This is a genomic window from Klebsiella pasteurii (genome assembly GCF_018139045.1).
Lineage (GTDB): Bacteria > Pseudomonadota > Gammaproteobacteria > Enterobacterales > Enterobacteriaceae > Klebsiella > Klebsiella grimontii.
Map to the genome: position 1 here is coordinate 1,532,507 of NZ_CP073236.1, position 13,991 is coordinate 1,546,497.

The window sequence follows — 13,991 nt, forward strand, 5'->3', positions numbered from 1 at the left end:
ACTTGTTTGAAGGAGTGCAGAGATAGCAAACGACCGCCGATGTTACACATCATCAAACATCATTTCGTCTCACCAGGCTCGCGCATGATCCATGAATACTGAAATGATTTCGGCGCCGGAAAATGCGTACGCCGGCGATACGACCCCAGCAGTTGCGGCGTACAGTAGGTACAGCTCCCCAGCCACTCCATGTTTTCATCCGGCACGCCCGCCTCGCGCAGCAGGAGACGCGCAAAGGCTCGCAGATCGAACCAAAAATTGTCGTCACCGGTCGCTTTCGCCTGTTCACCCTCCGACGCCGCCTGATGGGGCAGGAAAAGCTGCTGCCGATGGCGTTTTGCCAGTTCGCCGGCGGGCATCGCCAGCAGCGCCTGGTAGAAGTCGCCGGTGACTTCATAGCAGCAGGCATGAATATGCGGCCCGCTCACCACCACCAGATCTTGCGGGTCGACGTGATAACGCTGAAACAGCGCGAGGCTATTGTCGATAATTCCGCTGGCCGCGCCGCGCCAGCCTGCGTGTACGCTGCAGACATAGCGCCCGTCTCGCGACGCCATCAGCAGCGGCAGACAGTCGGCGGTCACCACGCCCATCTTCTGCCCGCTGACGGCGGTAAACATCGCATCGGCGTTGGGTCGCTCCGCCTGCGGCGCGCGATACTCATGCACGATATTGCTGTGAACCAGTTTAACCGGCGCCATTTCGCTATAGGGAAAGGCGGCGGTTTCATGAACGTCGAGAAAGGCGTAGCGGATACCGGGGATATCGCTTAGTAAGCGGGATGTAAAAGACATGATGCTCGGAAGAATCAATGGATGATGATTTAACCTATGCCAAAGTGGATGGATGCGCAAGGTGGATTCCCGGGCTACCAGCCCGGTAGCCCGGGCAAGGCGCGGCTTTATCGCGCCGCCCCGGGAATCAGCGAAAATGCTCAGGCCAGCGCCGCGCGCTTTTGTCGGCTCATCAGCCAGAATACCGCCGCCCCCGCCAGCAGAATACCGGGAGCAGACGCGGCCATCACGCCCACGGTTCCGGTGCCCAGCGCCAGCATTTTGCCCGCCAGCAGTGGGCCGCTCATCGCGCCGAGACGGCCGATCGCCACCGCCGTGCCTACGCCGGTGGCGCGGATTTCGGTGCGATAGAACAGCGGAGCCAGCGCGTAAAGCACGCTCTGTCCGCCGGTGGCAAACAGTCCGGCGACAAAGCCGGAGAAGAGCATTGCGGTCAGCGAGGACGCGGTCCCCAGCGCCAGCAGCGACGCCAGCATGCCGGTATAGATCAGCAGCGACATCCACAGCGGGCTGAGCTTATCCATCAGCGCCCCTAGCAGCAGCGTGCCGCAGGCGGCGCCAAACTGCAGGACAAACAGCACTCCCGCCGCCTCGCTGGCGCTGAACCCCTGGCCGACTAGCAGCATCGGCAGCCAGTTGATCAGCATATAGACCACCAGCAGCGTGAAAAAATAGCACAGCCACAGCAGCAGCGTGGCGGTAGCATTGCCCGGCGCGAGGAGCGTGCGCAGCGGCACGCCCTGCGCGCTGCGCTGAAACACCGGCGATTCCGGCAGCCAGCGCAGCAGCAGCGGCACCAGCAGCAGCGGAACGATACCGCCGACCCAGAACACCGTTTGCCAGGCGGCGGCGAGGCCGAAAAAGCCCAGCGCCGCCGCCAGCGCCGCGCCAATGGGCACGCCGCAATACATCAGGCTGACCGCCCTGCCGCGAAAGCGCGGACCGGCGGCTTCCGAGGTGAGCGCAATCAGATTCGGCAGCGCCGCGCCCAGGCCGACGCCGGTCAGCAGTCGCGCCAGCAGCAGCGTCGGATAATTCCACGCCAGCGCGGTAGCGATTGAGAACAGGCCGAAGAGCAGCACCGAACCCAGCAGAATTCGCTTGCGGCCATAGCGATCCGCCAGCATGCCGCCCACCAGCGCGCCGGGCAGCAGGCCGAGGATCCCGGCGCTGAAGATCCAGCCCATCTGCATTTTATCCAGCGCGAACGCCTGCGCCATGCCAACGGCGGCGATCCCCGCCGCCTGCAGATCCAGCCCTTCCATCAGAGCCACCATAAAACAGAGCCCGACGGTTAACATCAGGCGCGAATTGCTTGCAGTCGTTGTTTGGGTCATAGGGTACCTTTGCGATATCCGGACAAGCGGAGCAGATGAATGACGGCTGATACGTTGCCAGCCGCGCGTTGCTTTTATTGATGACGATTGAGCAGATCCAGCGCGACGTCGACGATCATATCCTCCTGACCGCCCACCATCCGTCGCTTGCCGAGTTCGACGAGAATATCCACCGCGCTCAGGCCGTAGCGCCCGGCGGCTACTTCGCTGTGGCGCAGAAAGCTGGAGTAAACCCCGGCATAGCCCAGCGCCAGCGTTTCGCGGTCAACCCGCACCGGGCGGTCCTGCAGCGGGCGCACCAGCTCATCGGCGGCATTCATCAGAGCGTACAGATCGGTACCGTGATTCCAGCCGAGCTTGTCGGCGGCGGCGATAAACACCTCCAGCGGCGCGTTGCCCGCCCCGGCCCCCATCCCCGCCAGGCTGGCGTCGATACGGTCGCAGCCCTCTTCCACCGCGACGATGGAGTTGGCCACGCCGAGGCTCAGGTTATGGTGCGCGTGCATCCCGGTGGCGGTTTCCGGCTTCAGCACCGCCTTGAGGGCGCGGAAACGATCGCGGATATCGTTCATATTCATCGCTCCGCCGGAATCGACCACGTAAATACAGGTCGCGCCGTAGGACTCCATCTTCAAGGCCTGCTGCGCCAGCTGCTCCGGAGTGGTCATATGGCTCATCATCAGAAAGCCTACGGTGTCCATGCCCAGTTCGCGGGCAAAGGCGATATGCTGCGCGGAAACATCCGCCTCGGTGCAGTGGGTCGCCACCCGCACTACCCGCGCTCCGGCCTGATAGGCGTTTTTCAGATCGTGCAGCGTGCCGATGCCGGGCAACAATAAAGTGGCGATTTTCGCCTGGCTGACCGACTCCGCCGCCGCTTCAATCCACTCCAGGTCGCTGTGCGCGCCGAAGCCGTAGTTAAAACTGGAACCCTGCAGCCCGTCGCCGTGGGCCACTTCTATCGAATCGACGCCCGCGCTGTCCAGCGCCCGGGCAATCTGGCGCACATTGTCGAGCGAGTACTGATGGCGAATCGCGTGCATCCCGTCGCGCAGGGTCACGTCTGAGATATAGAGTTTTTTACCATTCATGCTGCTTCTCCCGCCGTGTCGTTCATCGCCTGGGCCATTTTCTCCGCCGTCGCCAGCGCCGCCGATGTCATAATGTCGAGGTTGCCCGCGTAGGCGGGCAAATAGTGCGCCGCCCCTTCAACCTCAAGGTAAACCGCCGTTTTCAGGCCGGAGAAGCGGCCGACCCCCGGCAGGTTTACCGGTTTATCATCCGGGATGACCTCAAACTGCACCTGCTGCTTCAGGCGATACCCTGGCACATAAGCCTGCACCGCCGCCGCCATCTCGGCGATCGACGCGGCAATTTCCTGCTGCGACGCCGCTTCGCTCAGGACATACACGGTATCGCGCATCATCAGCGGCGGCTCCGCCGGGTTCAGCACGATAATCGCTTTACCTTTCGCCGCCCCGCCGACTTTCTCGATGGCCTGCGAGGTGGTCTCGGTGAACTCATCAATGTTAGCGCGCGTCCCCGGCCCGGCGGATTTGCTGGCAATCGAGGCGATGATCTCCGCATAGTGGACCTTCGCCACCCGGGAGACCGCCGCCACCATCGGGATCGTCGCCTGGCCGCCGCAGGTGACCATATTGACGTTGCCCTCGGCAAGGTTGGCCTCGAGGTTAACCACCGGCACGCAATACGGGCCGATGGCCGCCGGGGTCAGGTCAATAACGCGGATCCCCGGTTTAGCTTCGCGCAACGCGGCATCGTTTTTTACGTGCGCCCCGGCGCTGGTGGCGTCAAAAACAAAATCGATATCGGCGAATTCGGCCATCCGCATCAGGCCGCCAACGCCCTCGTGCGTGGTGGCGACGCCCATGCGCCGGGCGCGGGCAAGGCCGTCTGATTCCGGGTCAATGCCGACCATTACCGCCATCTCCAGATGCTGCCCGTGGCGCAGTATTTTGATCATTAAATCGGTGCCGATATTACCGGAACCGATAATGGCGACTTTACGTTTACTCATCACTCTCTTCCTCTTTGGCGACAAAGGTCGCCGCCACTGAACCTATACCGTCGATATGGGCGGCAAAACGATCGCCGGCGTTAATCGCCACCATCGGGCCTAACGCTCCGGTCAGCACGATATCGCCCGCCCGCAGCGGCTCGCCGAGGCTGGCCATTTTGCGCGCCAGCCACACCGCCGCGTTCAGCGGGTGGCCAAGACATTCGCTGCCCCGCCCGCTGGAGACCTCCTCCTCATTACGGGTCATGCGCATCGCGCAATTTTTCAGGTCCAGCCCGTCCGGACGCCGCGCCGGGCTGCCCAGCACGTAAACGCCGCAGGAGGCGTTATCGGCGACCGTGTCGACGAAGCCAATCGACCAGTCGCGTATACGGCTGCCGACCACTTCCAGCGCCGGCAGTACCCAGTCGATGGCGGCGTAAAGCTCATCAAAGGTAGTATCGGTATGCGGCAGATCGCGTTTCAGCAGCAGGGCGATTTCGGCCTCCACCTTCGGCTGCAGCACCCGGGAGAACGGGACCTCGGCGTTATCGCCATAGCACATATCGGCAAATAGAGTGCCGAAGTCCGGCTGGTCAACGCCCAACTGCTGCTGCACTTTCGGGTGGGTCAGTCCCACCTTGCGCCCCACCACCCGGCGGCCGTTCGCCACGTGGTGCTGTACGTTCATCCGCTGGATGGCGTAGGCCGCTTCCGCGTTGTCAACGCCAAGCGTATCGCGCAGCGGCTCAATGGCCTGACCGCGCGTTTCGGCATCGCGCAGCCGCTGCGCCAGTTGTTCAAGAGATAAAGTTGTCATCAGGATTCCTCAGGGACGCGCCAGAAAGTCGAGCACCAGTTGGTTAAAGCTCTCCGCGTGCTCCCACTGAGCCCAGTGGCCGCAGTCGCGATAGATATGCAGCTCGGAACCGTTAATGCCCGCCAGCAGGCGCAGCCCGGCGTCCATCGGCACGAAGCGATCGTTACGCCCCCAGACGATCAGGGTTTGCGCGCGGATTTCGCCGAGACGCGGGCTAAAATCCGGGAACTGTTTCGGGTTGGCTTCCAGGCTTTTGACGAAGTTATCCAGATGTTCCCTGCGCGACAGCATATTGTTGAGGCGCGCGTCGAACAGGGCTTCGGTCAGATCGCGAGTATCGAAGACAAAGATGTTCATCATCTTTTTCAGGTTTTCGATGGTCGGCTCACGGTAGAGGCCGTTCAGCAGCTTGATGCCTTCCGTCGGCATCGGCGTAAACAGGCTCATGCCGCCGGTTCCGCCGCCCATCAGCACCAGTTTGCCGACGCGCTCCGGCCAGGTCAGGGTGAATGCCACCGCGCTGTGGCCGCCCATCGAGTTGCCCAGCAGATGCACCTTGCTGATATCCAGCTGGTCAATCACGCTTTTCAGCACCCTGGCGTTCAGGTCGGAACGCGAGCCGCGGTTGACGATAGAATCGCTTTTTCCCCAGCCGGGGCAGTCCAGCAGAATGACCCGGTAGCCCGCCTCCACCAGCGGGTCGATATTGCGGCTAAAGTTGGCCCAGCCAGTGGCGCCGGGGCCGGAGCCGTGCAGCAGGACCACGGTTTCATCCCCCTGGCCGCAGTCGTTAAAATGGATGCGTAATGTCTCTCCGTTCTCCTCAACGTTGAGGAAACGGCTGGTGGCGGCTTCGGTTTGCGTTTGGTAGCTCATCATCTTCTCCCGTTAATTCAGTTCTGCGCGGCGGCGCTCAGCGAGCCAAACCCGGCAATCCACTCGGGGATTGGTCGGTAATAGCGGCCTTCGCAGCGCCAGCGGCCAAATGCGGATAGCGCGGCAAAAGCGGCCACCCAGGTTTTAATTTCGTGCGTTGATTTCCCGGCCATCGCCGACAGCTCTTCGTTACTGACGGCGTCCAGCTCCGTCAGCCGCCCCTGCTCCAGCAGGCTCATAAAGCGGGTATCCCAGACCGGATTGAGCGGATAGAGCGAGTTCTGGTCATCGATAAACTGCTTCGCCGCGCTAATGACCCGCTGCTGGCGCAATTCACGCTCGTCCGGTGGCAGCTGCCTGCCGCTGCCCAGCAGCCGGTCGCGCATATGGGCATCGGCCTTCGCCAGCTCCGGTACCGGCGGCTGATGCGACAGGCCGCCGGAGCCGAGAATTAATACCCGCTTATTGAGGGTGGTTAGAAAGCGGCCAATGGCTTCGCCCAGCATGCGGGTACGCTGAAAGCCCGGCAGCGGCGAGGCGACGCCGTTAATAAACACCGGCAGAACCGGCAGCCTGTCGAGCCCGCCGAGCAGGAACTCCAGTGGCTGCGCAAAGCCGTGGTCCACCTGCATGCAGTAGGAGACCGCCAGATCGATACCGTCCTTGATCACCGCGTGGGCGCAGGCCTCCGCCAGCGCCGTCGGCACCGGCAAAACGCCGCTGGCGCTGCTGAAGTCGCCGATAGAGGTCGCTCCGATGCCTAAACAAAACGGCGGCATCACATCGTAGAAAAAACCGTTGTAGTGATCGGGGGCAAACAGCACCACCAGCTCCGGGTCGAAGGCGGCAATGCGCGCCCGCGCGTCGGCGATGGTGCCGTTCACTTCGTCCAGCACCGCCTGTTCCGGGTCAACGTAGCCCACCAGCGGGGTATGCGAGAGGCAATGAAGATACGCGTTCATATCAGGCCACCTGTTCAATCGTCGTTGCTGCCTGCGTGGCGGCCAGCTGCATCTTGCGTGCCAGCGCGTCGAGCTTTTTGCTCAGGGTTTGCGGGATGGCCACGGTGGCGACGAAGCGGTCCGGACGCACCACGGCGATGGCGGTATCGTGCTGCGCGAACCAGCTTTTCAGGCGGTTTTGCGTATCGCCGAGGCGGATGACGCCGGGCACGTTGTCCTGATCGCAATGAATCTGTACTTCTGGCACCACCTGGATAAACCGCACGCCGACGGCGCGCCAGCGGGCTATCTGCTCATCGTTAAGCCCCCACAGCGGGTTGCTGCCCCAGGCGATGATGGCAAAGTTCGCGCCCATCACCTCATCCAGCAGCGTCACCTGACCGCCCTCCAGCGTGACCTTCGGCTGGATAAACATTTTGCCTACCGGGGACGTTTTGCCTTCGCCTTCCGCCAGCAGCGCGCCTTCGCGATACTGCGGCATCGGCTTGAAGCGCATTTCCAGGAAGTAGCGTTTAACCGGCGGCAGATAGTTGAGCAGCCACGAAATACCGTCGCGCACCGCGCCGTGCCAGCGTTTCGGCGGCGCCAGCACGTTGCCGGCGGTCACCGACAGGTCGATCATCGCTTTGGCATGATCGCGCCGTTCCTGCTGGTAGCTGTCGAGCAGCGCCTCGCCAGCTTTGCCCCTCACCACCAGCGCCAGCTTCCACCCCAGGTTAAAGGCGTCGCGCATGCCGCTGTTATAGCCTTGCCCCTGCCAGACCGGCATGATGTGCGCGGCGTCGCCCGCCAGCAGCACGCGATCGACGCGAAAGCGTTCGGCGATGCGCGCGTTATGGGTGTAGACGCGCTGGCGGATCGGCTCGACGTTGTCCGGGTCCGGCAGCACCTTGCTCAGTAGCTGGCGCATCTTGTGCGGCTCGCTGAGCTGGGCTTCGGTTTCGCCGGGCATCACCATAAATTCAAAGCGCCGTACCCCGTGCGGCAGCGCGGCTGACACGTACGGACGCACCGGATCGCAGCACAGATAGACGTGCGGCGTCGCCAGCGGGTCGTTGGCAATATCGATAACAATCCACTGATTCGGCGCGGTTTTACCTTCGAAGGGGATATTGAGCGTGCGGCGAATCAGGCTCGCTCCGCCGTCGCAGGCCACCAGCCAGTCGGCGCGCACGGTTTCATGTTCGCCGGCGCTGCCTTTGAGATTCAACGTGACGTTGTCACTATTTTGGCTAAAAGCCTCCACTTCACGGGAAAACAGGCAACGCACGTGGGGGAAGCGGCTAAGGCCTTCGTACAGCACCCCATCAACCTGCGGCTGAATAAACGCGTTGCGCCGCGACCAGCCAAACTCGTCGGTCATCGGTTGAATATCGGCAAAGCAGCGCCCTTTCGGCGTCATGAAGCGCATCGCGTGCCACGGCGTGGTATGCGGCAATACCTTGTCCACCAGGCCCACCGCCTGCATTGCCCGCAGCGACTCATCGTCAATACCGATGGCGCGGGGATAGTCGATCAGCGACTCAAGCTTCTCAATCAGCAGGACGCTCACGCCCATCTGCCCGAGGTAGTTGGCGATGGTCAGGCCAACCGGACCGGCGCCGACAATCGCGACCTGGGCGGTGTGCTGTACGGCCGGTTGAATATCAGGATTAGATGTTGTCATTTTCAAAACCTCACGCTTCGAACGCATTGCCAACATTGCAGAAGAATCAATGCGGGCAACTTGTTAACTAAATGTGAATATATTTTTATAGTGAGGTCAGTATAGGGGCGATGATTTACGCTACAATCAAAACATCACATAACGTGCACCAGGTGCACATTATTGTTTAATATGATTTTTACAGAGGAAGCATGGACCAAAATTCGTCGGCGGATTACAAAACGGTACGCGGTTTAAGCCGCGGGTTATTGTTATTAAATTTGTTAAATAAATTCGACGGAGGCGCGACGGTCGGCACCCTGGCCGAGTTTAGCGGCCTGCACCGCACCACCGTCAGGCGGCTACTGGAAACGCTACAGGACGAGGGTTACGTGCGCCGCAGCCGCTCCGATGACAGCTTCCGGTTGACGATTAAAGTGCGTCAGTTAAGTGAGGGATTTCGTGACGAACATTGGATTTCTGCCCTCGCCACGCCGCTGCTTGGCGAGCTGCTGCGGGAGGTTTTATGGCCCACCGATATCACGACTCTGGACGTCGATGCGATGGTCGTGCGCGAAACTACTCACCGCTTCAGCCGCCTCTCCTTCCACCGCGCGATGGTCGGCCGCCGCCTGCCGCTGCTGCTGACCGCCTCCGGATTGACCTGGCTGGCCTTCGCCCCGGAACATGAACGAAGCCCGATCGTTGAGATGCTGGCCGCCAGGCCGGAAGCGGAGTATCAGCTGGCGCGCGAGCCGGAGAAGCTGGTCGCCATCCTCGAACGCACCCGGCAAAACGGCTACGGTGAAAACTTTCGCGGCTGGCAGCAGGAGGAGAAAATCGCGTCCATTGCCGTCCCCATTCGCCGCCAGCAGCGGGTCATCGGCTGCCTGAACCTGGTGTATATGGCCCAGGCCATGACTATCGACCAGGCGGCGCAAAAGTACCTCGCCTCATTGCAAAAGGTCGCCAGCCGAATTGAGGAACGGATGTCCGATGAAGAGGTTTTTTACCAATAACCTTGTTCTTTAGCGGTAAATAGCCCGTCAGCCATCGCGCTCGGCATTGTTGTGTACTTTAATATATAACGATTATTCATTGCTAATGAGCCCATCATGTCCAGACATCCGCGCGTTTTCTTCGTCCTGACGCTATAAAGCGCCAGCCTGTTCGCCGGCCAGGCCTTTGCCGACCGCACCCTCACCGACCAACTGGGCCGGAAAGTGCCCCTCCCCGACCACGTCACCCGCGGCGTGGTGTTCCAATCGTTATATAACTATAAATATAACGATAGATTAACGCAGGTTCAGATCGGTTTAGTAGGAAATCTCCGCCAGCTCGCGCAACTGTTCCGGCGTCGCTACCGGCAGGTTAAAAAAACGCAGATAGGCAGGGATCATTTCAAACAGCATGTCGGTGCCGCGCTGAATGGGACAACCCGCCGCCCGCGCCGCCTGCAGTAACGGGGTGAACTCCTGGGCCATGACCACTTCGCCGACAAAGGTTCCCGGCGTCAGGCGCTGCGGATCTAACGGCAGCGGATCGCCCTCTTTCATCCCCAGCGGCGTGGCGTTGACCACCAGATCGTGCCCCTGCGGATCGCGCTGCATCAGCGTAATATCCAGCCGAGGATAGTGCTGAAGCAGACGCCCGGCCAGCGCTTCAGCCGTCTGTGCCTGGACGTCGTACAACGTCAGGGCGCTAACCCCTGCCGCCGCCAGCGAAGCGGCAATGGCCGACCCGACGCCGCCGCTGCCTACCACCAGCGCCCGGGCGCCGCGCGTCGCGAATCCTTTACGTTTGATACCGAGGACAAAGCCTTCGCCGTCAAACATATCGCCGCTCAGCGTACCGTCGGCTTCGGCACGAATCGCGTTGCACGCCCCCGCTATCGCCGCCGTTGGGCTCAGACGCTGCACCAACCCGCAGGTGGCGATTTTGTGCGGCATGGTGACCAGTGCGCCAATAATATTAGTCATCTTAAACAGCATCGGCACAAAGGCGGCATAATCCTCGGGCTTGACGCCCATCGGCACCACTTTGGCGTCAACCTGCTGATGAACCAACCACGGGTTGTAAATCATCGGCGCTTTAAACTTCGCGGTCGGGTAGCCAAGATGCGCTATCAGCCGCGTATTTCCACTAATCACCATTTGCTGCTCCTTTTGCTACTGCGCTACTGCGAAAGTTCGATACGTTTAACATCGCCGAGAATAAACAGATAGGCCGCTACGCCCAGCAGCGCGGCGCCGCCGATATAAATAAGCGCGTAAAAGAAGTTGCCGGAGGCCGCAACGATAAAACCGATAATCAGCGGCGTAAGGATCCCGGCAAGGTTAGCGCAGAAGTTAAACAGGCCGCCGGTCAGACCGCCAAGGCCCTTCGGCGCGATATCGGAGATTAATGTCCAGCCCAGCCCGACCATCCCCTGACCAAAGAAGGCGAACGACATCACCATGATCACCGCCAGATCGCTGGTCAGCCAGTTGGCGGCAATAATGGTACTCGCCATCAGGAGACCGGTGATAATCGGCAGCTTACGCCCGAGGTTTGCCGAGCCGGTGGCCTTCAGCAGCTTATCCGAAACCCAGCCGCCGAACATGACGCCGCCCGCCGCCGCGAGAAACGGCATGATGGCGAAGAAGCCGACTTTGATCCACGGCATATGGCGCTCGGTGGCCAGATAGGTCGGGAACCAGGTGAGGAAGAAGACCAGCACCGTATTACCGGCAAACTGCCCGATGCTGGCGCCAAGAATCTGCCGTTTAGCCAGCAGTTGGCGAACCAGCGGCCAGCTAAAGGCGGTATGCTGCTCCGCGCCGGTGGACATTCCGCCACCGTTGACGATGTGCTCGCGCTCCAGCTGATTAAGATGCTTATCCTCATGCGGCTCGCGGTAACAACGCCACCACACCAGCGCAAACAACACCCCGGCGGCGCCGACGCTAATAAACAACGCCCGCCAGCCGAAGCTGCCCATAATCCAGAACAGCAGCGGCGCAAAACAGGCCAGCCCGAGATATTCGCCGACGGTATAGACCGCCGTCGCCTTGGCGCGCTCCTGCTGCGGAAACCAGGCGCTCACTACCCGGCTGTTAACCGGGAAACAGGGCGCTTCGCTGACGCCGAGGCCAAAGCGGCACAGCAGCAGACTCTTCAGGCCAACCGCCAGGCCGTGGAACATGGTGAATAGCGACCACAGGGTCAGCGCCAGAAAATAGGTGACTTTATTACCGAAGCGGTCAAGGAAGATGCCGCCGGGGATCTGCGCCAGCGCGTAGGTCCAGGCAAAGGCGGAGAACACGATGCCCATCATTGCGGCATCAATCCCCAGTTCAGCGGTCAGCTGCGGCGCGGCGATACCCAGCACCGTGCGGTCGAGATAGTTGATCATGGTGCCGACGGCCAGCAGCGCAAGAATACCGATACGCCGCCGGGAAGGCCGCACGTCGGACGCGGCGGCGGCCGTCGTCTGATTGTGGCTATAAGAGTTCATAGTCGTTTCCTGTCATAGGGTACAGCCGGATGTTGTTATTGTGTTTGCGACATTGGGTTGTGAACCATCTGCTACATTACTAGGTGTACTGCATTGCTGACAAGCGTACAGCTGCATTTACAGCACCATAAAGTGCGTAACCGTTGCGCCGCTCGGTCAATTCAAAGAAAAAGCGTCCGGCAGAAAATGGGCGGGTATAAAGATGGAGGAACTCCCCGCCGTCGCCGTCACGGTCATAAAGAATTTGATGATTCTTCAAAAGGTTAACCTGAGCACCTTCGCCAAAACGGGCCAGCAGATCTTCATAATAGTTCGCCGGAATGGGCAGCGCGTCGACCGCAATCAGCGGCAGGCCGGCGAGGGTGGCGGGTAAATCGCGGCAGGCAAACGCCGCGTGCTGTAAACCGGCGCCCTGATAACAGGCGACCGAACGGGCAATTTGCGTGGCGCGGCTTTGCGAAATATTGAGCGCGAGGCGAATGTCGCCCTGCGGACTGCGCACCGCCAGGCTGCGCACCAGCCCGTAAGGATCGGGCAGGGTTTGCTCATGTTCGAGCGTAAAACCGAATACGCTGCGAAAAAAGATAATCCAGTTATCGCGACTGTCCGCTTCCATGCCGAGAGCCAGATGATCGATACCGCGATAATCGTCGCGCGGCGTGAGGTTCGCGCGCAGATGAAAATCGCGGGTATAGATGTCGTCCCCCACCTCAATCAGATAAATGAGGCTGCCGTCCGGCGCGCAAACCGCCGGGATCGGGCTTTCATTCGGCCCGGCATCGCCCTGCCAGGTGGCGTAGCCGTATGCGCGGGCGCGTTCCACGATCGCCGCGCTCTGGCTGACGCGCAGCGCCATGGCGCAGAGGGAGACCCCGTGACGCTGGTGAAAATGGTCGGCCCAGCTGTGCGGCTGTGCGTTGACTATCACCCGCGCCCCGCCGTTGCGCCAGAGGGAGACTCGTTTTGAGCGATGGCTCCCCTCCTCGGCAAAGCCGAGCTGCGTCAACCTTTGTCCAAGTTCGTCCGCCTGCGCCGGCGTAGCGGCAAACTCGATAAACTCCAGCCCGGCGTAGAGGGGGAGTTCAGCGGGCGAAAATAGCGGCACCTGACTTTCCGGCAGCCGCTGACGGACCTGCTCTTCCAGCCACAGCAGCGAGCGATAGCCATCTTTCGCCGTCGCGCCGTTGGGCGACGCCCGGAAGCTGTCGTTGAAAATTTCCAGCGACCAGGGACCGCGATAGCCGCAGCGGGTAAGATCGCAGGCAAAATCCACCAGCGGCAGTTGCCCCTGACCGGGAAAGCAGCGGAAGTGCCGGCTCCACTCCAGAATATCCATTTTCATCAGCGGCGCATCGGCCATCTGCACAAAGGTGATTTTTTCCGGCGGCACTTCCCCCAGTCGCTGCAGCGTATCGCCGCGCGCCAGTACGTGGAAGCTGTCGAGCACAATGCCCAGCGCCGGACTGTTGACGCTATTGACCCGTGACCAGGCCTGATGCCAGCGGTTGACGTGGGTACCCCAGGCCAACGCCTCGTAGCCGATGCGGATTTGTTCCTGCTCCGCCAGTTCAGCCAGATCGCGCAAATCCGCGATCTGCAGCTCGACGTCGGCGGAACAGTCCGGCTGAACATTGCTGCACAGCAGCATAGTGTCGCAGCCCAGCTCATGCATAAGCGCAAATTTGCGCCTTGCGCGTTCCATATTGGCGGCGAACTGGCTGCGGCTGACGCCTTCAAAATCACGAAACGGTTGAAAAAGCGTGATTTTTAGCCCTAAATCTACCGCCAGATGGCGGATATCGGCCGGCGTACCGGTATAATAGAGCAGATCGTTTTCGAAGATTTCGACGCCCTGATAGCCCGCCGCTGCTATGGCATGGAGCTTTTCGGGTAAGGTACCGGAGATCGAGACGGTGGCGATGGAGCGCAACATAGTGTCCTCGGGTCATTGGCTGAGGTAATGACCTGAATATGTATCATTTGGTTCAATCGCGCCATGGTTGGTTGCTAAATTGTGATCAATATGTGTATTTTTTGCATCTCA

General features: G+C 60.8%; 12 protein-coding genes and 1 pseudogene. 2 read left to right on the forward strand and 11 right to left on the reverse strand.

Annotation, left to right across the window (positions count from 1 at the left end; all coding sequences use genetic code 11):
* Window positions 1-59 precede the first annotated feature (59 nt).
* From KCG39_RS07250 to KCG39_RS07285, 8 genes are all read right to left on the reverse strand, one after another.
* Complete coding sequence (locus KCG39_RS07250) at window positions 60-794, reverse strand: purine nucleoside phosphorylase YfiH/LACC1 family protein (RefSeq protein ID WP_142446612.1); 735 nt, start codon at window positions 792-794, stop codon at window positions 60-62.
* A gap of 140 nt (window positions 795-934) precedes the next feature.
* Complete coding sequence (gene mhpT / locus KCG39_RS07255; RefSeq protein ID WP_004119210.1) at window positions 935-2,131, reverse strand: 3-(3-hydroxy-phenyl)propionate transporter MhpT; 1,197 nt, start codon at window positions 2,129-2,131, stop codon at window positions 935-937.
* A gap of 74 nt (window positions 2,132-2,205) precedes the next feature.
* Window positions 2,206-3,222 (reverse strand): 4-hydroxy-2-oxovalerate aldolase, encoded by a 1,017-nt coding sequence (mhpE, locus tag KCG39_RS07260; RefSeq protein ID WP_004119209.1) that lies wholly within the window; start codon window positions 3,220-3,222, stop codon window positions 2,206-2,208.
* On the reverse strand, window positions 3,219-4,169 hold the full coding sequence (gene mhpF / locus KCG39_RS07265) for an acetaldehyde dehydrogenase (protein ID WP_004119206.1): 951 nt from the start codon (window positions 4,167-4,169) through the stop codon (window positions 3,219-3,221). Before mhpF ends, mhpE begins: the two co-directional genes overlap by 4 nt.
* Window positions 4,162-4,968 carry a 2-keto-4-pentenoate hydratase gene (gene mhpD, locus KCG39_RS07270; RefSeq protein WP_004119203.1) on the reverse strand — a complete coding sequence of 269 codons (807 nt, stop codon included), beginning with the start codon at window positions 4,966-4,968 and terminating at the stop codon, window positions 4,162-4,164. The genes mhpF and mhpD overlap by 8 nt, the downstream gene beginning before the upstream one ends.
* A gap of 9 nt (window positions 4,969-4,977) precedes the next feature.
* On the reverse strand, window positions 4,978-5,844 hold the full coding sequence (gene mhpC, locus KCG39_RS07275; protein ID WP_004119201.1) for a 2-hydroxy-6-oxonona-2,4-dienedioate hydrolase: 867 nt from the start codon (window positions 5,842-5,844) through the stop codon (window positions 4,978-4,980).
* Window positions 5,845-5,861: 17 nt separating this feature from the next.
* Complete coding sequence (gene mhpB, locus KCG39_RS07280; protein WP_004119199.1) at window positions 5,862-6,806, reverse strand: 2,3-dihydroxyphenylpropionate/2,3-dihydroxicinnamic acid 1,2-dioxygenase; 945 nt, start codon at window positions 6,804-6,806, stop codon at window positions 5,862-5,864.
* Window position 6,807: 1 nt separating this feature from the next.
* Window positions 6,808-8,472 carry a bifunctional 3-(3-hydroxy-phenyl)propionate/3-hydroxycinnamic acid hydroxylase gene (locus tag KCG39_RS07285; RefSeq protein WP_004119197.1) on the reverse strand — a complete coding sequence of 555 codons (1,665 nt, stop codon included), beginning with the start codon at window positions 8,470-8,472 and terminating at the stop codon, window positions 6,808-6,810.
* A gap of 191 nt (window positions 8,473-8,663) precedes the next feature.
* Between KCG39_RS07285 and KCG39_RS07290 the strand changes: the two genes are divergently transcribed.
* Both KCG39_RS07290 and KCG39_RS27770 read left to right on the forward strand, forming a co-directional pair.
* On the forward strand, window positions 8,664-9,470 hold the full coding sequence (locus tag KCG39_RS07290) for a DNA-binding transcriptional regulator (protein WP_004119193.1): 807 nt from the start codon (window positions 8,664-8,666) through the stop codon (window positions 9,468-9,470).
* Window positions 9,471-9,566: 96 nt separating this feature from the next.
* Window positions 9,567-9,716, forward strand: a pseudogene (locus KCG39_RS27770) (hypothetical protein); the annotation flags it as partial.
* 51 nt (window positions 9,717-9,767) lie between these two features.
* Here KCG39_RS27770 and KCG39_RS07295 read toward each other — a convergent pair.
* From KCG39_RS07295 to KCG39_RS07305, 3 genes are all read right to left on the reverse strand, one after another.
* Complete coding sequence (locus KCG39_RS07295) at window positions 9,768-10,604, reverse strand: shikimate dehydrogenase family protein (protein ID WP_004119191.1); 837 nt, start codon at window positions 10,602-10,604, stop codon at window positions 9,768-9,770.
* Window positions 10,605-10,627: 23 nt separating this feature from the next.
* Window positions 10,628-11,947 (reverse strand): MFS transporter, encoded by a 1,320-nt coding sequence (locus KCG39_RS07300; protein WP_004119189.1) that lies wholly within the window; start codon window positions 11,945-11,947, stop codon window positions 10,628-10,630.
* Window positions 11,948-12,026: 79 nt separating this feature from the next.
* Window positions 12,027-13,880, reverse strand: coding sequence for a bifunctional sugar phosphate isomerase/epimerase/4-hydroxyphenylpyruvate dioxygenase family protein (locus tag KCG39_RS07305; RefSeq protein ID WP_142468160.1), 1,854 nt, complete (start codon window positions 13,878-13,880; stop codon window positions 12,027-12,029).
* Between the last annotated feature and the right edge of the window lie 111 nt (window positions 13,881-13,991).

Excerpts from the sequence above, each read along its gene's own strand:
- KCG39_RS07250 (WP_142446612.1), bottom strand. The coding sequence starts at position 794 with ATGTCTTTTACATCCCGCTTACTAAGCGATATCCCCGGTATCCGCTAC.
- mhpT (WP_004119210.1), bottom strand. The coding sequence starts at position 2,131 with ATGACCCAAACAACGACTGCAAGCAATTCGCGCCTGATGTTAACCGTC.
- mhpE (WP_004119209.1), bottom strand. The coding sequence starts at position 3,222 with ATGAATGGTAAAAAACTCTATATCTCAGACGTGACCCTGCGCGACGGG.
- mhpF (WP_004119206.1), bottom strand. The coding sequence starts at position 4,169 with ATGAGTAAACGTAAAGTCGCCATTATCGGTTCCGGTAATATCGGCACC.
- mhpD (WP_004119203.1), bottom strand. The coding sequence starts at position 4,968 with ATGACAACTTTATCTCTTGAACAACTGGCGCAGCGGCTGCGCGATGCC.
- mhpC (WP_004119201.1), bottom strand. The coding sequence starts at position 5,844 with ATGAGCTACCAAACGCAAACCGAAGCCGCCACCAGCCGTTTCCTCAAC.
- mhpB (WP_004119199.1), bottom strand. The coding sequence starts at position 6,806 with ATGAACGCGTATCTTCATTGCCTCTCGCATACCCCGCTGGTGGGCTAC.
- KCG39_RS07285 (WP_004119197.1), bottom strand. The coding sequence starts at position 8,472 with ATGACAACATCTAATCCTGATATTCAACCGGCCGTACAGCACACCGCC.
- KCG39_RS07290 (WP_004119193.1), top strand. The coding sequence starts at position 8,664 with ATGGACCAAAATTCGTCGGCGGATTACAAAACGGTACGCGGTTTAAGC.
- KCG39_RS07295 (WP_004119191.1), bottom strand. The coding sequence starts at position 10,604 with ATGGTGATTAGTGGAAATACGCGGCTGATAGCGCATCTTGGCTACCCG.
- KCG39_RS07300 (WP_004119189.1), bottom strand. The coding sequence starts at position 11,947 with ATGAACTCTTATAGCCACAATCAGACGACGGCCGCCGCCGCGTCCGAC.
- KCG39_RS07305 (WP_142468160.1), bottom strand. The coding sequence starts at position 13,880 with ATGTTGCGCTCCATCGCCACCGTCTCGATCTCCGGTACCTTACCCGAA.